The organism is Bradyrhizobium jicamae (assembly GCF_018130695.1).
GTDB classification, from domain to species: domain Bacteria; phylum Pseudomonadota; class Alphaproteobacteria; order Rhizobiales; family Xanthobacteraceae; genus Bradyrhizobium; species Bradyrhizobium jicamae_B.
Genome location: NZ_JAFCJX010000035.1, coordinates 73,795 through 91,682, shown reverse-complemented (window position 1 = coordinate 91,682; position 17,888 = coordinate 73,795). Strand labels below are relative to the sequence as shown.

The following is a 17,888-nucleotide window of genomic DNA, read 5'->3' as shown; positions in this document are numbered from 1 at the left end:
GGGTGGGCAAAGCGACCCCGTCACGCCGTAGCTCAGCGAGCGAAGGCGGAAGCGTGCCCACCATCACGAGCACGCCGGAAATGGTGGGCACGGCGCAAACGCGCCTTTGCCCACCCTACGGCTTCAGCGATTGACGATGAAGTCATCCTGGCGAAAGCCAGGATCCATTATCCCAAATGCGAGTTGCGTCGCGGCGCTGGGGCCGCGATCCCGTTCACAACCAAACTCGGTGGTAATGGGCCCTGGCTTTCGCCAGGGCGACGGGGAGGAGAGAGCGCCCGTGCGCTTACTTCATCGCCGAGAAGCGGTTGTCGAACGAGTTCGACTGCACGATCGGCGCGGAGCCGGCCACTTGCGTGTCCTTCGTGGCAGCGGGCGCGGCGGCTGCGGTGTCGGTGACCGACGGCTTCAGCGGCGGCTTGGCGGCGGCGTGCTTGGTCTCGGCCGGCTTGGGCGCGACGCGGACGACGGATTGCGGTTTGGCTTCCGCGACCTTCGGCTTGGCGGGCGCGGCCGCCGGCGCTGCGGCCGGTGTCGCGTCGGCGGTGCCGCCGATGCCGACCTTCCTGGCGAGGCTGGAGAAGAAGCCGGGCTTCTCGGCGGGCTTGGCTTCGGCAACGCGGGTCGGCGTCGTCGACGCGGTGGTCGCAACCGCCACCACGGGCTCTTCGGCCTGCGGCTGCACGGCGAGATTCGGCTTCGGCGGGTTGACGGTGCCGGGGATGGTGCCGGGGGCGCGGGCCAGCGACAGCGTCGCAAGGCTCTGGCTGTCGCCACCTTCGGAGAGGCCGGTGTTGCCTTCCGGAATCTTGGAGGCGAAAATCTTGTTCATGCCGCCGTCGATGCCGGTGTTCATGCGCGCCACCGGCGTACCCTTGGCAACCAGCTTGGCGGTCTCGGCCGCCTCTTCCTGCTGCTTCTGTTGCACCGCGCTCGCGATCTCCTCGGGGATCACATAGGCCGGGCACTTGGCAGAGGCATCGAACACGGGATCGCGCGTCGCATTCGGCGCCTTCACCGCGTCGAACACATACTTCTTCTCGCAGAAGTCGACCTTCGGCTCCTGCCGCGTCACCTCGAAATGATCATAGCCTTCCTTGATCATCTTCCAGAAAGGCATGTTCGGATTGTTGCGGTGCTTGGCCATGTTCACCGGCGTCATCCGGAACGGATAGGCCTGCAGCTGGAACGCCTTCTGGCCGCCGAAGAAGGACTCGCGGCCGAGCGAATAGATTTCCGCGATCTGCTCGTCGGTCATCGCGTAGCAGCCGCGCGAGGAGCAGTCGCCATGCACCATCAGCTGCGAGCCGGTGCGGCCGAGCGCGCGGTCGAAGGCGTTGGGATAGCCGGTGTTGAAGGAGAGGTAGTAGGCCGACTGCGGGTTCATCTGGCTCGGATTGATCGAGTAGAACCCTTCCGGCGCCTGGCGGTCGCCTTCACGCACCTTCGGACCGAGGTCACCGGACCAGCGGCAGATCGGATAGGTTTTCAGCAGCGCCATCCGGCCGGAGCGGTCCTGCTTCCAGACCTCGAGCTCGGCCTCCTGCTTGAACAGGCGGACCAGGATCGGCGACTGCAGATCCATGTCCTTCTCGACCATGGCGGCGAGCAGCTTTGGCGGCACCGGCTGGTTGGCCTTGGCGTTGGCTGCGAGCGAGACCTGGTCGGTATCGCAGCCTGCCAACAGCACAGCGGCCGCGAGGGCGGCCGAGGCGAGAAGCGCGCGAACCAGCGTGCGATGAATCAAGGTAGAGCTCCACACCCACCGGGCATTTTTCGCGACCCCAAGATGGCGAAAAACCCCTGAAGCCATTGCGTAAAATAGTATCCTTCGGGCCCCCTGCTCGCAACCCGAGCAGGGCGAACCACGCCCCCTCATAGCAGGGATGGTTCAAAAAACCTTAAAGACCCGCGGAGGGGCCCAATTAGGGCAAAAATGGCCGATCTGACGAAAAAATCGCTGGTTTCGGGGGCTCAGCCGAGCTTCCGGCCGATCTCCAGGAACTTCTGCCGGCGCTGTTTGCGGATTGCGTCCGGATCAAGATTTCGTAGGTCGTTGAAGGCCTGGGCGATGGCATCGCCGGTGGCGGCGATCATGGCGGCTGCGTCGCGATGGGCGCCGCCGGAGGGCTCTTTCAGGATCTGGTCGATCACCCCGAAGCGCAGCATGTCCTGCGCGGTGATCTTCATGGTGGTGGCGACCTCCTGGGCCTTGGAGCCGTCGCGCCAAAGGATCGAGGACGCCGCCTCCGGGGAGATCACGCTGTAGATCGCATGCTCCAGCATCAGCACACGATTGGCCGTGGTGATGGCAATCGCGCCACCCGACATGCCCTCACCGGTGATGACGGCGACATTGGGCACGCCGAGCGACAGGCAGGTATCGGTCGAGCGGGCGATCGCTTCGGCCACGCCGCGCTCCTCGGCGCCGATGCCGGGATAGGCGCCGGCGGAATCGACGATCGACAGCACGGGGATGCCGAAGCGGTCGGCCATCTCCATCAGCCGCACCGCCTTGCGGTAGCCTTCGGGGCGCGCCATGCCGAAATTGTGCTTGATGCGGCTGTCGGTGGTGGCGCCCTTTTCCTGGCCGATCACGCAGATCGCCTCGCCGCGGAAACGGCCGAAGCCGCCCATCAGCGCCTCGTCGTCGGCGAATTTGCGGTCGCCGGCCATCGGGGTGAATTCGGTGATCAGGGTGCCGACGAAATCGGTGAAATGCGGCCGCTGCGGATGCCGCGCGACCAGCGTCTTCTGCCACGGCGTCAGATTGGCATAGAGGTCGGTGAGCGCCTTGCCCGCCTTGTCCTCGATCTGCGCGATCTCCTCGCCGATGTCGCTGCCAGAGGCGGCAAGCGCGCGCAGCTCGTCGATCTTGGATTCAAGCTCGGCGACGGGTTTTTCGAAGTCGAGATAGCTGCGCATCGGGTCCGGCATCAAACCAATATAGGGAGGAACGTGGCGAGGAGCGAAACGGATTCGGCGTGGGATAGAGAAGTATTGCAACTTCAAGGATTTAACGCGCGGCCGGGTTGGTCGCCCGTGAGTGAGTTGCGAGCAGGTGACGCTCTTTCCGCGGAGAAGCGGACGAAGTCAAGGCGGATGACTCGAAAGCATCCGTGTCCCGGACGCGGTGCAGCGCTTCTTCAGCGGTGCACCGCAGAGCCGGGACCCATCGTGCCGCGGGCATGGGCCCCGGCTCTGCAGCGCATCACTTCGTGCTGCGCAGCGTCCGGGGCACGAGAATCATTTCTCCGCCAGCGGATGCAGGTCGCGCACCAGGCTCTTCAGCCGCTCCTCGACCACATGGGTGTAGATCTGGGTGGTCGAGATGTCAGTATGGCCGAGCAGGGTCTGCACGATGCGTAGGTCGGCGCCATTGTGCAGGAGGTGGCTGGCGAAGGCGTGGCGCAGCACGTGCGGCGACACCAGCCGTGCCGGCAGGCCGGAGGCGGTGGCAAGCTCCTTCAGGTCGCGCGCAAAATGCTGGCGGGTCAGATGGCCGCTCTCGCCGAACGAGGGAAACAGCCATTTCGACGGCGCGGATTTTTTCGTCTCGGCGGGCTTCATCACCTCCATCGCCGCGAGATAATCCGCCATCGCCTGGCGCGAGGCTTCGTTGAGCGGCACGAGGCGCTCCTTGTTGCCCTTGCCGCGCACCACGATCATCCGCGCATCGCGTCGCGCGGCGGAGAGCGGCAGCGACACCAGCTCGGAGACGCGCAGGCCCGTGGCGTAGAGCACTTCGAGCAGGCAATAGAGCCGCAACGCGCGCAACCGCTGCGTCGGCTTGACGTCGGTTTGTGTGAGGTCCTTGGCGCGCGTCAGCATGCGGTCGACGTCCCCAATCGACAGCACTTTGGGCAGGCCGCGGCCGCGCTTCGGACCCGAAAGGATCGCAGCGGGATCGTCGCCGCGGATTCGTTCGTTGAGCAGGAAGCGATAGAGATGCCGCATCGCCGACAGCCGCCGTGCGACGCTGGAGGACTTGAATCCTCTGACGTCGAGATCTCCGAGGTAGCCGCGCAACGCCTCGGTATCGGCGCCGACGAAGCTCCGGCCGGAATGGCTGAGGTATTCGGAGAAGTCGGTAAGGTCGCGCCGGTAGGCATCGAGCGTGTTGGCGCCCGCGCCCTGTTCGGCGGCCAGCATGTCGAGGAACAGGTTGATCAGGTTGGAATCGGAGGTCTTGGCAGGATTCTTGGGTGTCATGCCCAAGACCATAGCGCCTATTTCTTGAGGAACTTATCCGGCGGGATGGTCACCGTCATTTCCCGCGGCTTTGGGTTCACGAAATTGGCCAGCGCGAACACGATGCCGTAGCCGATCCCGAAAATCACGGCGACGACCGTCAGGAAGCGGAACAGGCTGGGCATGGAAGCGGCTCGGAGGGCAAATTAACCAATGAAATCATCCAACATGTTCCCCGCCCCGTTGCAAGATAGCTGGTAACGGCATCGCCGGGGGTAGTATAGGTGGCCCGGAAAGCGGGCAAGTCCGCAACTCAAATGAGCTTTTTGATGTCCGACGCCGTCCCATCGGCACCCCACGAACCGACCCCGGAGGCCGAAATCACGGCCGCTCTGGGTGCGCGGTCGATCGTGCTCGTGGGCATGATGGGCGTCGGCAAATCGACCATCGGCCGACGGATGGCGGCGCGGCTGCATCTGCCGTTCACCGATGCTGACACCGAGATCGAGGCGGCGGCCGGCATGTCGATCCCGGATATTTTCGAGACCCATGGCGAGCCGTATTTCCGCGACGGCGAGGCGCGGGTGATCGCGCGCATCCTCGACAATGGTCCGATCGTGCTGGCGACCGGCGGTGGTGCCTTCATGCGGCCGGCGACGCGCGACCGTATCAGAGACAAGGCGGTTTCGATCTGGCTGAAGGCCGATCCTGACATCATCATGCGCCGCGTTCGCCGCCGCGCCGACCGGCCGCTGCTGCAAACCGCCGATCCCGAGGCGACCGTGAACCGTCTGCTCGGTGAGCGCGAGCCGATCTACCAGACCGCCGATCTGACCATTTCCTCGCGCGACGTGCCGCATGACCGCATCGTCGAGGAGTGCCTGGACGCGCTGCGCGCGCATCTCTGCGGGCCGCTTCCGCCGGTCGGCCCAACCCCTGATGGACTAAACCCTTCGCCATGACCGCGCCTCTGAAGCATACCGATCCCATCACCGTCGACGTCGCACTCGGCGATCGTGCCTACGACATCATCATCGGCCGCGACGTGTTGGCTTCGCTCGGCAGGCGCGTTGCAGCGCTGCGGCCCGGCGTGCGTACGGCGATCGTCACCGATCGCACCGTCGCAAAGCATTGGCTGGAGCAGACCGAAGCATCGCTCGGCGCCGCCGGCATTCCGACCTCGCGGATCATCGTCGAGGAAGGCGAGGGCTCGAAGAGCTACGCCGGGCTGGAGAAGGTCTCGGAAGCGCTGATCGCGGCCAGGATCGAGCGCAACGATCTCGTCATCGCGCTCGGTGGCGGCGTGGTCGGCGATCTCGCAGGGTTCGCGGCGGCGATCCTGCGCCGCGGCGTCGATTTCGTGCAGGTGCCGACCTCGTTGCTGGCGCAGGTCGATTCGTCGGTCGGCGGCAAGACCGGCATCAACTCGCCGCAGGGCAAGAATCTGATCGGTGCGTTCCATCAGCCGGTGCTGGTCATTGCCGATACCTCCGTGCTCGACACGCTGTCGCCGCGCCAGTTCCGCGCCGGTTACGCGGAAGTCGCGAAATACGGCATCCTCGGTGACGAAGCCTTCTTCACCTGGCTGGAGACCAACCACGCCGACATCTTCTCCGGCAGCGCCGCGCGCGAGCATGCGGTCGCAACCTCCTGCCGCGCCAAGGCTGCGATCGTCTCGCGCGATGAGCGCGAGACCGGCGAGCGCGCGCTGCTCAATCTCGGTCACACCTTCGGCCATGCGCTGGAAGCCGCGACCGGCTTCTCCGACCGCCTGTTCCATGGCGAGGGCGTCTCGGTCGGCATGGTGCTCGCGGCGCAATTTTCGGCGCAACTCGGCATGCTCTCGCCCGCTGATGCGGCGCGGGTCGAGCGGCATCTGGCCGCGGTCGGCCTGCCGACGCGGCTGCAGGACATCGCCGGCTTCGCGCAGGAAGGCCTCGCCGATGCCGACGCGCTGCTGGCGCTGATGGCGCAGGACAAAAAGGTCAAGCGCGGCAAGCTGACCTTCATCCTGCTCGAGGCCGTCGGCCGCGCGGTGATTTCAAACAATGTCGAGCCGTCGCTGGTGCGCGACTTCCTGCAAGCCAGACTGAAGGCGGCCTAACCCAGGGATCACGTCAGTGGACTGGTTCACCTTCTCGATCGTGCTGGGCTGCCTGCTCGTTTCCGCGTTCTTCGCCGCCAGCGAGACCGCACTCACCGGCGCTTCCCGCGCCAGCATGTTGCGGCTGTCGAAGCAGGGCAATGGCGAGGCCATGGTGGTCTCAAAGCTGTTCGACATGCGCGAGCGGCTGATCGGCGCACTCCTGCTCGGCAACAACATCGCCAATATCGGCGCCTCGGCGCTGGCGACCGGCGTGTTCACCGCCTGGTTCGGCGAGGTCGGCGTGCTCTATGCGACCGCTGTCATGACCGTGATGGTCGTGGTGTTCGCGGAGGTGCTGCCGAAGACCATCGCGATCAATGCGCCGGACCGCATCTCGCTGCTGGTGGCGCGGCCGATGCGGCTGACCGTGTTCGTGCTGGGGCCGCTGCTCAAGATCATCGAGATCATCGTGCTGGCGCTGATGAAGCTGCTCGGCATCAAGGTCGGTGCGCACCAGGCGATCCTGTCGCCGACCGAGCGCCTGCGCGGTGCGGTCGATCTGCTGCATCACGAGGGCAAGGTCGAGAAACAGGACCGCGATATGTTCGGCGGCCTGCTCGACCTGCGCGAGCTGCAGGTCTCCGACGTGATGGTCCACCGCACCGAGATGACCACCATCAACGCCGATCTGCCGGCGGAGGAGCTGATCCGCGAGGTGCTGTCGAGCGAGTACACCCGCATCCCGCTGTGGCGCGAGAAGCCGGAAAACATCGTCGGCGTGCTGCACGCCAAGGACTTATTGCGCGCGATCCGCGCCAACGAGGGCGAGATGTCGGGGATCGACGTCTCGACCATCGCGCTGCCGCCCTGGTTCGTGCCGGAGATGCGGCCGGTGTCGGAGCAGTTGAAGGCGTTCCGCCGCCGCAAGACCCACTTCGCCCTCGTCGTCGACGAGTATGGCGAGGTCGAGGGCATGGTGACGCTGGAAGACATTCTGGAGGAGATCGTCGGCGACATCTCCGACGAGCACGACATCGTCGTGGCCGGCGTGCGCGCCCAGCCGGACGGCTCGGTGGTGGTCGACGGCTCGGTGCCGATCCGCGATCTCAACCGCGCGATGGACTGGCACCTGCCGGACGAGGAGGCGACCACGGTCGCAGGCCTCGTGATCCACGAGGCGCGCTCGATCCCGGAGCGCGGCCAGAGCTTCACCTTCCACGGCTTCCGATTCCGCGTGCTCCGCCGCGAGCGCAACCGCATCACCGCGCTGCGCATCGTCGCCGTGCCGCGCGACGCCACTGACGTCGAGGAGAAGAAGCCGAAGCGCGCCGGGACCGCGTTCTGAGCATGATCCGGAAAAGTGTGCAGCGGTTTTCCGAAAAGATCATGCTCAATCAAAGAACTAAAGCGCGATGTCGCGCTTTAGTCATTCGATGTCGATGGTGATGCCCGACAGCTTCCAGGCCCCATCGGAGGGAATGAAGGCGAGTTGATACTTGACCTGCTTCGGCGCGGTCTCGAAATGGCCCTTCAGCCGCAAGACGCCCTTGTCGTCGACCTTGGCCTCCTCGTCGACCACGATGGGTTTCGCCACGACGGCGTCGAACACCGCGTGCTTCTCGACCAGGTCCTTGAAGATCCCCTGCAGCCGGTCCGGCGGAAACTGGTCGCGGAACGGCTTTGAGATCTTGGCGTGGAAGACGGTGAAATTGTCGGCAGCCACCGCATCGTTGAGCGACACCAGGATGCTCTTGACCAGCACCTCCTGCACGAAGGGGCTCGGCATATCCAGCGCCACTGCGCGCGATGCGCAAAACGTGAGCAGCGCGAGGCTGGCGGCGAGTGAGCGGACCAGTGGGACCAGTGACCGGCAAGGGATCATCACACGGCCTCATCAAAATCTGGCGATGTGATCGGATGCTGCCCGCTCTTCCCTCGAACGGGTCCATCGCCGGCATTATCCATTCTCAATAGATGAAAACCGGCGGGGCGTCTTGCGGCACGCGGAGCCTAACCCCGTTTTTCCCCGGGGGCGTGCGCGTGGATCGCCAGCGCATGCACGGAGCCGGCGAGTTCCTGCGCCAATGTCGCATTTATCATGCGATGGCGTTCGATCCGGCTCTTCCCTTCGAAGCCCTGCGACACAATATACACTCGGAAATGCGTCTCGCCGCCCGCTTTGTGGCCGGCATGGCCCTCATGCAGATGTGATTCATCCAGGACGTCGAGGCTTTCGGGCAAGAAAGCTTCACGCAACTTGTTTATGATAGCGTCTTTGGTGCTCATGGCGGCGGCAATACGGTCGCGACGGCTTTCCGTCAACGGCTTTCGGTTAGTGCTGACAGAGGGAAACGAGGTCTGCACAATGTCAAGACTTGAAGATTTGTGCGTTGCGTAGTCAAAGACAACATGCCGATCGATTCATCCAAATTCTTTGACTCCATTCGCATCAAGCCGACCAAGGTGAGTGCGAAGCGCCAGGCGCAGTCCGGCCAGGAAGCCGTGACGTGCGAGTGGGCGGGTTGCCAGAACAAGGGCGGGCACCGCGCGCCGAAGGGCCGCGAGAACTCGCGCGAGTACTGGCACTTCTGTCTCGATCACGTGCGCGAGTACAACCAGTCCTACAATTTCTTCCAGGGCATGAATCCGGACGACGTCGCGCGCTACCAGAAGGACGCGCTGACCGGACATCGGCCGACCTGGAAGATGGGCGCCAATGGCGGCAAGAAGGGCGAGGGCGACATCGACGGCGCCGCCGACCCGTTCCACATGTTCTCCGAGCTCAACGGCCGCGGCCGCTGGCGCCCCGGTCCGGGGGGCGCGGAGCCGAAGGCTGAGACGCGCAAGGTCATGAACGCCGAGCGCAAGGCGCTGCAGGTGATGGGCCTCGGCGCCGAAGCCACGCTCGAAGACGTCAAGGCCAAGTACAAGGCGCTGGTGAAGCAGCACCACCCCGACGCCAACGGCGGCGACCGCTCCACCGAGGATCGCCTGATCGAGATCATCAAGGCGTACAACTATCTGAAGACGGTGGTGCGCGAGGCGTAGCGCCCCGCGCAACTTGCTCACCGTCAGCTCTTCGGCACGGCCCCGACATACGACGAACTCGGCCGGATCAGCCGCCCGGTGCGCTGCTGTTCCTTGGCGTGCGCGGTCCATCCCGCCGCCCGCGCCACCGCGAAGATCGGCGTGAACGCCTGCCGCGGAATCTGCAGCGCATCAAGCAGGATCGCGGTGAAGAACTCGACATTGGTCTCGAGCGGCCGCTCCGGATTCTTCTTCCGCAGCGCCGCGCGGATATAGGCCTCGACCTCGCCGGCGAACGGCAGGTCGGCGCCGTCGGCTTCCAGCTTCTCGATCGCAACCTTCAGCACGTCGGCGCGGGGATCGCGTACGCGGTAGACGCGATGGCCAAAGCCCATCAACCGCTCGCCGCGCGCCAGCGCGTCGTCGACCCAGGGCTTGATCCGCTCGCGCGAGCCGATCGCGTCCAGCATCTCCAGCACCGGCTCCGGTGCGCCGCCATGCAGCGGACCGGTCAGCGCGCAATAGCCGCCGGTCACCGCGGCGAACAGATCGGCCTGCGTCGAGGCGATCACGCGGGTGGTGAAGGTCGAGGCGTTCATGCCGTGATCGCAGACGGTGACGAAGTACGCATCGAGGGCTGCGACCTCGCGCGGTTCCGCCTTGCGGCCGAGCAGCATTTTCAGCGTGTCGGCGGCGTGGCTGATGGTCGGATCAGGCGCAACGGGATCGTTGCCCTTCGCGCGCTGCACCAGCGCGCCTGCGATGACCGGGAAGGCGCCGACAATCGTCGCCTCATGCGGCAGGCCGTTCTCGCCGCGCAGCCCCGCGACCGCCGCGCGAAACCCGTCGACGACCGACATGCCGCGGGTGGCCGGCAACAAATCGGGCAGGCGGGCGAAGGCGCGCTCGCGGGCGGCCCCGAGGCTTGAGCGGACATTGGCCTCGCTCAGGTTGGAACCGGTGGCGCCGTTCCACAGGCGCGCGGTGACGCCCTCGAAGCTCGACTTGTCCGCGAGGGTGGCGACGTGCTCGCCGGCGATGATCAGCTCGCCGCGCTCGCCGTCGACATGGCTCAACACGGTCTCGGCGGCCGGCACGCCGTCGAGGCCGATCAGGCTCTTGGTGAGGATGTTCATGGCTGTCTCCTTGAGTGACACCATGAAAAGGTCGGATGACTCGACGAGTTGATCAATCTTGATTATATAAATCAATATGAAAAAATCCGACGCCCTCTACCTGTCGGCCCGTGAGGCCTCGGCTGAACTGGCGATCTCGCCGGCCACGCTCTACGCCTATGTCAGCCGCGGGCTGATCCGCTCCGAGCCGTCGCCGGATTCGCGCAGCCATCGTTACCGGGCCGAGGACGTCCGCGGCCTGAAGGACCGCCGGGCGCCGTCGCCGGAGCCACGCGGATTGCGCAATTTCGACGCCGATCTGCCGGTGATGGATTCGGCGATCGCGACCATCACCGAGCAGGGTCCGATCTATCGCGGGGTGAACTGCGTCGAGCTCGCCGAAAAGGACACGCTGGAGCACACCGCGACGCTGCTGTGGGACGTCACCGGCGTCGATCCCTTCGCGCCTGATAATTGCCCGCATGTGTCGGCGGAGATGCGCGCGATTGCCGAGGCTGCGCGTCGCGCCGCGCCGATCGACCGCACCATCGCAGTGTTCGCGCTGGCGGCGAGCGCCGATCCCCGCGCCTTCACCCGTGCGCCGGACGGACGCGCCATGGTTGGCGGGCGCATGCTTCGCCTGCTGGTCGCGACGATGCTGAATGCGGAGCCGTCAGCCGATCCGCTGCACCAGCAGGTTGCCCGCATCTGGACGCCCGACAACAAGCACGCGCCCGACCTGATCCGCCGCGCGCTGGTGCTGCTCGCCGATCACGAGCTGAATGCGTCGACCTTCACCACGCGCTGCGCGGCCTCGACCGGCCTCAATCTCTACGATGCGATCATCGCCGGCCTCGCCGCGCTGAAGGGCCCCAAGCACGGCGGTGCCGGCGTGCTGGCCTCGCGGCTAGTCCGGACGCTGGTCGACAACGACGTCGGCCCCGTCATTCGCGAGCGCGTCGCGCTCGGCGAGCGCTTCGCCGGCTTCGGCCACGGCGTCTACAAGAAGGGCGATCCGCGCGCGATGTCGCTGCTGGACGCGCTGACCCGCGCTGGCGCGCCGCGCAAATTCACCCGCGAAGTGCCTGAGAGAATTGCTGAGGCGACCGGCGAATTTGTCAACATCGACTATGCGCTCGCCGTGCTGGTGCATGCGCTGCGGATGCCGCCGGGAAGCGAGCTCGCGCTGTTTGCGATGGCGCGCAGCGTCGGCTGGATTGCGCACGCCAGCGAACAGCTGCAGCACGGCAAGCTGATCCGGCCGCGCGCCCGCTATGTCGGCCCAGCGCCGGGGCGCGGCGGTACGACGAACAGTCTCTGAATTACTTGGTGGACTTGACCGTCTCGATTACGCCACCGCCGTGACGCCTGCGAAACGCCCAGACTGCGAAAGCGACAACGAGCGCGCCGCCGACGATCGCGAGCATCCAGATGTGCTTGCCGACATGGCCATGATGCGGCAGCCCGGCATAGTCGTGCAGCGCGGTGACCGCGAGCACGCCCGGCAGCACATGCGCCGGTGCCCAGAGCAGGATCGCGGGAATGTTGACCGCATAGAAGCGCGAGGGCTGCATATCGAGCGCGCCGGCCGTGATCGGCACAAAGGCCCGGATCGGCGCCACGAAGCGGGCAAAGAACACCGCCAGCACGCCCCAGCGGTGGAAGAACTCCTCGCTCCGCTGCACGACACTCGGATAGTTGGAGAGCGGCCAGGTCGCGAGGATCTCGCGCTTGCTGCGATAGCCGATGAGAAAGGCGGTGCCGTCGCCGAGCACCGCGCCGGCCACAGCCGCCGCCAGCACCGGCCACAGCTTCAACTCGCCGCCCGGCACCAGGGCACTGAGCGCCAGGATGATGGTCGAGCCCGGCACCAGCGAGCCGATCACGGGGACGGCTTCGAGCAGGGCGGCCAGGAACAGCGTCAGATAGGCAAGCCAGGCATGGGCCGAGACGAAGGCAATCAGCGGGTCGAGGAATGAGGTCACAAAATTCCTGAAGGCGATGGGTTCCAGTCAGACCTAACAACTCACCAGCGGGGTGGAAAGTGCCCGGCGCGCCGCCAGTCAACGGTGCCATAGGGCAAAAGTACGGCGTGATTCGCAGGGCAGCCTTCCAAAAACCGAACGAGAGGCTTATCTTGCTGATAGATCAACGGAACTTTGATTGGCCGCCGGGCTTCTGCAGGCCGTTGCTCTCTGCTAGGCTTGCGCCCAGCACCCCATCCGCAGCCAACGCCAAATCTGGTTTCGGGAATGCCCGGGACCTCGGAGGATGAATGACGACCGCCGTTCAGACCAAAAATCAGGAACCCGTCGGATTGCCCGACATGAAGGTGTCGGTCCGGCAGGTCTTCGGGATCGATAGCGATCTGGAAGTTCCGGCCTATTCCGAAGTCGATCCCCACGTGCCGGAAGTCGACAGCGATTACCGCTTCGACCGCGCCACCACGCTCGCGATCCTCGCCGGCTTCGCCAAGAACCGCCGCGTGATGGTCACCGGCTATCACGGCACCGGCAAATCGACCCATATCGAGCAGGTCGCCGCCCGCCTCAACTGGCCCTGCGTGCGCGTCAACCTCGACAGCCACATCAGCCGTATCGACCTCGTCGGCAAGGACGCGATCGTGGTCAAGGACGGCAAGCAGGTCACCGAATTCCGCGACGGCATCCTGCCCTGGGCGCTGCAGCACAACATCGCGCTGGTGTTCGACGAGTATGACGCCGGCCGCCCGGACGTGATGTTCGTGATCCAGCGCGTGCTGGAAATTTCCGGCCGCCTGACGCTCCTGGACCAGAACAAGGTGATCAAGCCGCATCCGGCGTTCCGCCTGTTCTCGACCGCCAACACGGTCGGTCTCGGCGACACCTCGGGCCTCTATCACGGCACCCAGCAGATCAACCAGGGCCAGATGGACCGCTGGTCGATCGTCACCACGCTGAACTACCTCGCCCATGACGAGGAAGTGGAGATCGTGCTGGCGAAGGCCAAGCACTACCGCACGACCGAAGGCAAGGACATCGTCAACAAGATGGTGCGCCTGGCGGACCTCACCCGTAACGCCTTCGCCAACGGTGATCTGTCGACGGTGATGAGCCCGCGCACGGTGATCACATGGGCGGAGAACGCCGACATCTTCAGCGATATCGGCTTCGCCTTCCGCGTCACCTTCCTCAACAAGTGCGACGAGCTGGAGCGGCCGCTGGTCGCCGAGTTCTACCAGCGCTGCTTCAATGTCGAGCTGGCGGAATCCTCGGTCAACGTGGCGCTCAGCTAAGTCCATGCCGAAAATCTCCGTCGAGCGCACCGTCACCACGACAAAGAAGGCAGTGCTCGGCGGATTGCTACGCTACAACACCGAGAAGATGGGGAGACAGAAGTACAAGCGCTTCGCCATCTCGCTCAAGCAGGGCGACGAGATCGTCGGCGGCATTATCGGCGAGGTCTGGACTGCGGTGCTGTTCATCCAATTGTTCTGGATGGAGCAGAAGTTTCGCAAGAAAGGCTTCGGCGGCAAGCTGATCAAGGCGATCGAGGACGAGGCGCGGCGCTTCGGGGCGACGCGGGCGTATCTGGATACGATGAGTTTTCAGGCGCCGGGCTTCTACCGCGCCAACGGCTATGAAGAGTTCGGTTCGATCGAGGGGTATCCCGGCGGCGTAACGCGCCATTGGTTTACGAAAGCGCTATGACAACTCCCAGCAACAAATTCCGTCCGGGATCGAAGGAAGCGCCGACCGAGCCGTTCAAGCGCTCGGTGACGTCGTGCCTGCGTGCGATCGCCAGGAAGCCCGAGCTCGAAGTCACCTTCGCCGCCGAACGTCCGGGGCTGGCCCCCGGCAAGGCGCGGCTGCCCGAGCCCGCGCGCAAGATGACCAAGCGCGACGCCGCGATCGTGCGCGGCCACGCCGATTCCATCGCGCTGAAGCTCGCCTGTCATGACCCCAAGGTGCATCGCAAGCTGATGCCGGGCAATCCGCAGGCGCGCGGCGTGTTCGAGGCGGTCGAGCAGGCCCGCGTCGAGGCGATCGGCTCGCGCCGGATGGCCGGTGTCGCGAAGAACCTCACCGCGATGCTCGACGATCATTTCCATCGCGGCAAGTATGACGAGATCACCGACCGTGCCGATGCGCCGCTGTCGGATGCGCTGGCCATGCTGGTGCGCGAGCGCCTCACCGGTCTGGCGCCGCCCGCGGCCGCCAAGAAGATGGTCGCCCTCTGGCGTCCGGCGCTGGAGGACAAGATCGGCACACGGCTCGATCAGCTCAGCCGTTTCACCGAGGACCAGGCCAGATTTGGCGACCTCGTCCATGACCTGCTGTCGGCGCTCGATCTCGGCGACAACAGCAACATGGACAATGACGATAACGACGACAACGACGAGAACCAGGACGGCGAGAACGATCAGTCCGGCGCCGAAGGCTCGCCCGATTCCGATGCCGCGCAGGAGATGAGCGCAGACCAGGCGCAGGCGACCGCGGAAGAGATGAGCGAGAGCGCGATGGAAAGCGCGCAGGCCTCGACCTCGGACACCTTCGACGATGGCGAGCTCGGCGACGACGAGACGCCCGGCGAGGCGACGCGTCCGAACTCGCACGGCAAGAACGAACCGCGCGGTCCGGAATATCACGCCTTCGCGCCGAAGTTCGACGAGGTGATCGCGGCCGAAGACCTCTGCGATCACGACGAGCTGGAGCGGCTGCGCTCCTACCTCGACAAGCAGCTCGCGCATCTGCAGGGCATCGTCGCGCGGCTGGCCAATCGCCTGCAGCGCCGGCTGATGGCGCAGCAGAACCGCGCCTGGGAGTTCGACCTCGAAGAGGGCATCCTGGATCCGGCGCGGCTGTCGCGCGTGGTCACCGATCCCTATCACCCGCTGTCCTTCATGCATGAGAAGGAAGCGACCTTCCGCGACACCGTGGTGACGTTGCTGCTCGACAATTCCGGCTCGATGCGCGGACGTCCGATCACGGTGGCGGCCACCTGCGCCGATATTCTCGCGCGCACGCTGGAGCGTTGCGGCGTCAAGGTCGAGATTCTGGGCTTCACGACCCGCGCCTGGAAGGGCGGGCAGTCGCGCGAGGCGTGGCTTGCCGCCGGCAAGCCGGCCAACCCGGGCCGTCTGAATGATCTGCGCCACATCATCTACAAGTCGGCGGACGCGCCCTGGCGTCGGGCGCGGAAGAATCTCGGCCTGATGATGCGCGAGGGTCTCCTCAAGGAGAACATCGACGGCGAGGCGCTCGACTGGGCGCACAAGCGCCTTCTGGCGCGTCCCGAGCAGCGCCGCATCCTGATGATGATCTCGGACGGCGCGCCGGTCGACGACTCCACGCTGTCGGTCAACCCCGGCAACTATCTCGAGCGGCACCTGCGCCACATCATCGACGAGATCGAGACCCGCTCGCCGGTCGAGCTGATCGCGATCGGCATCGGTCACGACGTGACGCGCTATTATCGCCGTGCCGTGACGATCGTGGATGCCGAAGAACTCGGCGGGGCCATCACCGAGAAGCTCGCCGAGCTGTTCAGCGAGACCCATGGCGCCGCACCCGCATCGGGCGGCCGGCGCCGTCTCCACTCCTGAGCGATGCGCTCCGGCCTCAGCCGCCGCCGTTTCCTGCAAGCGACGGCGGCGGGGTGGTCGCTGGCGGCGCTGCCAGGCGCCGTGCGCGCGCAGGACGCCACGCAGCCGCCGCCGCGGCGCGCGTTCAAGCCCGACGAACATTCCGTCATCGAAGCTGTTACGATCGAGGTCAATGCCCGGCCGCTGCCGTCATTCGACACCCGCGATCGCGCGCGCGTTCGGTTCGGATCGCTGGAGTATCGCAGCGGGCTGGTGCTGACCTCGTCGTTTCGCGGCTTCGGCGGGCTCTCAGGCATCCGGCTTGATGCGAAGGGCGAGCGCTTCATCGCGGTCAGCGACAAGGGCAGCTGGTTCACCGGCCGCATCGTCTATCGCGGCCGCGAGATGGCCGGGCTCGAGGACGTCGAGGCCTCGCCCTTGCTCGGTCCCGATGGAAGGCCGATCACCACCGCGCGCGGCTGGTACGATTCGGAATCGCTCGCGCTCGACGGCTCCGTCGTCTATGTCGGGCTGGAGCGCGTCAACCAGGTGCTGCGCTACGATTTCGCCAACGGCTTTACGCGCGCCGTCGGCCAGATCGTGCCGCTGCCGCCGGCGGCGAAGCGGCTGCCGAACAACCGCGGCCTGGAGGCACTGGTGTTCGTGCCGAAGGGCCAGCCGCTTGCCGGCACGCTGATCGCGATCTCCGAGCGCGGGCTCGATGCGCAGGGCAACATCGTCGGCTTCCTGGTCGGCGGCAAGACGCCGGGCCAGTTCTCGGTGCGTCGTACCGACAATTTCGACATCAGCGACGCGGTGCTGCTGCCGTCAGGAGATCTCCTGATCCTTGAGCGCAAATTCTCCTGGCTCGGCGGCGTCGGCATCCGCATCCGCCGCATCCCGCTGGCGCAGGTGATGCCCGGCGCGCTGATCGATGGTCCTGCGATCTTCAACGCCGATCTCGGTCACGAGATCGACAACATGGAAGGCATCGACGCCCATGTGACCGAGAAGGGCGAGACCGTGCTGACGATGATCTCCGACGACAATTTCTCGCTGATCCAGCGCAACCTGCTGCTGCAGTTCACGCTGATGGATTGAACGAGCGTCCGCCTGCTGCGACCAACGGGAATGCAACTCCCGCGTCGCGCCGTCCTCGCCATTCTCGCCTGCCTGATCGCCGCATCGGCCGGTGCGACGAGCGTGCATGACTACGAGAAGGGCGAATATCTCGTCATCCGCCACGGGCTTGCGCCCAACGGGCAGCTCTCGCTTGCCGCTCACGGCGATGGCGAGAACAACGACGATGCCTTCCACGTCTGGCTGATGGCCGAGCCGAAACATCGCAAGCTGATGGCGCTGGAGGGTGTGAGTGCGGAGAACAATCTCGACACCGATCCCGACAGCTACCATGCCTTCTGGTCAAAGGATTCCCGCCACGTCGGTCTCGCCTTTCGCTCCGGCCGCCATGAAGTAACGTTCAATCTCTACACGATCGACGGCCGTCAGGCGCACCTGCTGCAGGGGCCGGACCTGTTCCGCGAGGTCGCCGGGCGCGATGTTGGGGATGACGACGGCCAGCGGCTCGTCAATGGCATGGTTGAATGGGGCAGTGGCAATCGCTTCACCCTGAAGGAATTCCGCTCCTTCGTCGAGGCCGATGCCGGGCTTGCCAAACTGTTCGGCGCCTACGGGCGCGTCACCGATAAGCTCGACGACGGTAAGTTGGTGACGCAGTTCTTCGTCGAGGCCGAGTGCGAGTTGCTGCCGAACCATCGCTACAGGATCGTCAGCCGGAAGCCGGGCAGCCCTGGGGATGCCGACACCTGGTGGCAGCGCTGATCCGCCGGTTCGGGGATGGCAAGCCGTGTCGGAGACGCATGGCGATCCAGCGGCACGGTGGTTG

General features: G+C 65.5%; 18 protein-coding genes. 10 read left to right on the top strand and 8 right to left on the bottom strand.

Translation table 11 applies throughout. From position 1 onward, the window contains the following. Nucleotides 1-286: 286 nt before the first annotated feature. The 4 genes from JQ604_RS35470 to JQ604_RS35455 form a co-directional block, all read right to left on the bottom strand. On the bottom strand, nt 287-1,747 hold the full coding sequence (locus tag JQ604_RS35470) for a L,D-transpeptidase family protein (protein ID WP_212365374.1): 1,461 nt from the start codon (nt 1,745-1,747) through the stop codon (nt 287-289). Nucleotides 1,748-1,974: 227 nt separating this feature from the next. After that, nucleotides 1,975-2,937 (bottom strand): acetyl-CoA carboxylase carboxyltransferase subunit alpha, encoded by a 963-nt coding sequence (locus JQ604_RS35465; RefSeq protein ID WP_212365373.1) that lies wholly within the window; start codon nt 2,935-2,937, stop codon nt 1,975-1,977. A 309-nt stretch (nt 2,938-3,246) separates the two neighbouring features. Then, nucleotides 3,247-4,212: a site-specific tyrosine recombinase XerD gene (gene xerD, locus JQ604_RS35460; protein WP_212365372.1), complete on the bottom strand. Its 966-nt coding sequence runs from the start codon at nt 4,210-4,212 to the stop codon at nt 3,247-3,249. A gap of 17 nt (nt 4,213-4,229) precedes the next feature. After that, complete coding sequence (locus JQ604_RS35455; protein WP_212365371.1) at nt 4,230-4,376, bottom strand: histidine kinase; 147 nt, start codon at nt 4,374-4,376, stop codon at nt 4,230-4,232. 144 nt (nt 4,377-4,520) lie between these two features. Here JQ604_RS35455 and JQ604_RS35450 point away from each other — a divergent pair, with 144 nt between their 5' ends. Genes JQ604_RS35450 through JQ604_RS35440 form a run of 3 tightly spaced genes read left to right on the top strand, consistent with a single transcriptional unit; the run spans nt 4,521 to nt 7,622 of the window. Then, nucleotides 4,521-5,153 carry a shikimate kinase gene (locus JQ604_RS35450; protein ID WP_212365370.1) on the top strand — a complete coding sequence of 211 codons (633 nt, stop codon included), beginning with the start codon at nt 4,521-4,523 and terminating at the stop codon, nt 5,151-5,153. Then, on the top strand, nt 5,150-6,295 hold the full coding sequence (gene aroB, locus JQ604_RS35445) for a 3-dehydroquinate synthase (protein WP_212365369.1): 1,146 nt from the start codon (nt 5,150-5,152) through the stop codon (nt 6,293-6,295). Before JQ604_RS35450 ends, aroB begins: the two co-directional genes overlap by 4 nt. A 16-nt stretch (nt 6,296-6,311) precedes the next feature. Then, the gene (locus JQ604_RS35440; protein WP_212365368.1) at nt 6,312-7,622 is read left to right on the top strand and encodes an HlyC/CorC family transporter; all 1,311 of its coding nucleotides are present in this window, start codon (nt 6,312-6,314) and stop codon (nt 7,620-7,622) included. Between the two features lie 81 nt (nt 7,623-7,703). Here the strand turns inward: JQ604_RS35440 and JQ604_RS35435 are convergent, their stop codons facing one another. Next, on the bottom strand, nt 7,704-8,063 hold the full coding sequence (locus tag JQ604_RS35435; protein ID WP_249159123.1) for a hypothetical protein: 360 nt from the start codon (nt 8,061-8,063) through the stop codon (nt 7,704-7,706). A gap of 224 nt (nt 8,064-8,287) precedes the next feature. Then, a complete protein-coding gene (locus JQ604_RS35430) occupies nt 8,288-8,563 on the bottom strand; it encodes a BolA family protein (RefSeq protein ID WP_212365380.1) in 276 nt (91 codons plus the stop codon). Nucleotides 8,564-8,686: 123 nt separating this feature from the next. Here JQ604_RS35430 and JQ604_RS35425 point away from each other — a divergent pair, with 123 nt between their 5' ends. Beyond that, complete coding sequence (locus JQ604_RS35425) at nt 8,687-9,325, top strand: J domain-containing protein (RefSeq protein ID WP_212365366.1); 639 nt, start codon at nt 8,687-8,689, stop codon at nt 9,323-9,325. Between the two features lie 23 nt (nt 9,326-9,348). On the opposite strand, the gene JQ604_RS35420 is transcribed toward JQ604_RS35425, so the two are convergent. Then, nucleotides 9,349-10,440 (bottom strand): citrate synthase/methylcitrate synthase, encoded by a 1,092-nt coding sequence (locus JQ604_RS35420; protein ID WP_212365365.1) that lies wholly within the window; start codon nt 10,438-10,440, stop codon nt 9,349-9,351. A gap of 76 nt (nt 10,441-10,516) precedes the next feature. On the opposite strand from JQ604_RS35420, the gene JQ604_RS35415 reads away from it, so the two are divergent. Beyond that, a complete protein-coding gene (locus tag JQ604_RS35415) occupies nt 10,517-11,740 on the top strand; it encodes a citrate synthase family protein (RefSeq protein ID WP_212365364.1) in 1,224 nt (407 codons plus the stop codon). Nucleotide 11,741: 1 nt separating this feature from the next. Here the strand turns inward: JQ604_RS35415 and JQ604_RS35410 are convergent, their stop codons facing one another. Then, the gene (locus tag JQ604_RS35410; protein WP_212365363.1) at nt 11,742-12,404 is read right to left on the bottom strand and encodes a DedA family protein; all 663 of its coding nucleotides are present in this window, start codon (nt 12,402-12,404) and stop codon (nt 11,742-11,744) included. Nucleotides 12,405-12,694: 290 nt separating this feature from the next. Between JQ604_RS35410 and cobS the strand changes: the two genes are divergently transcribed. The 5 genes from cobS to JQ604_RS35385 are packed head-to-tail and all read left to right on the top strand — an operon-like array spanning nt 12,695 to nt 17,824. After that, nucleotides 12,695-13,693, top strand: a complete 999-nt coding sequence (cobS, locus tag JQ604_RS35405; protein ID WP_212365362.1) for a cobaltochelatase subunit CobS — start codon at nt 12,695-12,697, stop codon at nt 13,691-13,693. 4 nt (nt 13,694-13,697) lie between these two features. Beyond that, entirely contained in the window at nt 13,698-14,108 is a 411-nt protein-coding gene (locus JQ604_RS35400; RefSeq protein WP_212365361.1) for a GNAT family N-acetyltransferase, read from the top strand. Then, nucleotides 14,105-16,003: a cobaltochelatase subunit CobT gene (cobT, locus tag JQ604_RS35395; RefSeq protein ID WP_212365360.1), complete on the top strand. Its 1,899-nt coding sequence runs from the start codon at nt 14,105-14,107 to the stop codon at nt 16,001-16,003. The genes JQ604_RS35400 and cobT overlap by 4 nt, the downstream gene beginning before the upstream one ends. Before the next feature lie 3 nt (nt 16,004-16,006). Beyond that, on the top strand, nt 16,007-17,083 hold the full coding sequence (locus tag JQ604_RS35390; RefSeq protein WP_212365359.1) for an esterase-like activity of phytase family protein: 1,077 nt from the start codon (nt 16,007-16,009) through the stop codon (nt 17,081-17,083). A gap of 30 nt (nt 17,084-17,113) precedes the next feature. Next, nucleotides 17,114-17,824 carry a hypothetical protein gene (locus JQ604_RS35385; RefSeq protein WP_212365358.1) on the top strand — a complete coding sequence of 237 codons (711 nt, stop codon included), beginning with the start codon at nt 17,114-17,116 and terminating at the stop codon, nt 17,822-17,824. The last annotated feature ends 64 nt before the right edge of the window (nt 17,825-17,888 follow it).

What these genes read in the sequence shown, in the direction of transcription:
- cobT (WP_212365360.1), top strand. Translation starts at nt 14,105, where the DNA reads ATGACAACTCCCAGCAACAAATTCCGTCCGGGATCGAAGGAAGCGCCG.
- JQ604_RS35465 (WP_212365373.1), bottom strand. Translation starts at nt 2,937, where the DNA reads ATGCCGGACCCGATGCGCAGCTATCTCGACTTCGAAAAACCCGTCGCC.
- JQ604_RS35450 (WP_212365370.1), top strand. Translation starts at nt 4,521, where the DNA reads ATGTCCGACGCCGTCCCATCGGCACCCCACGAACCGACCCCGGAGGCC.
- JQ604_RS35455 (WP_212365371.1), bottom strand. Translation starts at nt 4,376, where the DNA reads ATGCCCAGCCTGTTCCGCTTCCTGACGGTCGTCGCCGTGATTTTCGGG.
- JQ604_RS35390 (WP_212365359.1), top strand. Translation starts at nt 16,007, where the DNA reads ATGCGCTCCGGCCTCAGCCGCCGCCGTTTCCTGCAAGCGACGGCGGCG.
- JQ604_RS35415 (WP_212365364.1), top strand. Translation starts at nt 10,517, where the DNA reads ATGAAAAAATCCGACGCCCTCTACCTGTCGGCCCGTGAGGCCTCGGCT.
- JQ604_RS35430 (WP_212365380.1), bottom strand. Translation starts at nt 8,563, where the DNA reads ATGAGCACCAAAGACGCTATCATAAACAAGTTGCGTGAAGCTTTCTTG.
- JQ604_RS35400 (WP_212365361.1), top strand. Translation starts at nt 13,698, where the DNA reads ATGCCGAAAATCTCCGTCGAGCGCACCGTCACCACGACAAAGAAGGCA.
- JQ604_RS35420 (WP_212365365.1), bottom strand. Translation starts at nt 10,440, where the DNA reads ATGAACATCCTCACCAAGAGCCTGATCGGCCTCGACGGCGTGCCGGCC.
- cobS (WP_212365362.1), top strand. Translation starts at nt 12,695, where the DNA reads ATGACGACCGCCGTTCAGACCAAAAATCAGGAACCCGTCGGATTGCCC.
- JQ604_RS35435 (WP_249159123.1), bottom strand. Translation starts at nt 8,063, where the DNA reads ATGCCGAGCCCCTTCGTGCAGGAGGTGCTGGTCAAGAGCATCCTGGTG.
- xerD (WP_212365372.1), bottom strand. Translation starts at nt 4,212, where the DNA reads ATGACACCCAAGAATCCTGCCAAGACCTCCGATTCCAACCTGATCAAC.
- aroB (WP_212365369.1), top strand. Translation starts at nt 5,150, where the DNA reads ATGACCGCGCCTCTGAAGCATACCGATCCCATCACCGTCGACGTCGCA.
- JQ604_RS35425 (WP_212365366.1), top strand. Translation starts at nt 8,687, where the DNA reads ATGCCGATCGATTCATCCAAATTCTTTGACTCCATTCGCATCAAGCCG.
- JQ604_RS35385 (WP_212365358.1), top strand. Translation starts at nt 17,114, where the DNA reads ATGCAACTCCCGCGTCGCGCCGTCCTCGCCATTCTCGCCTGCCTGATC.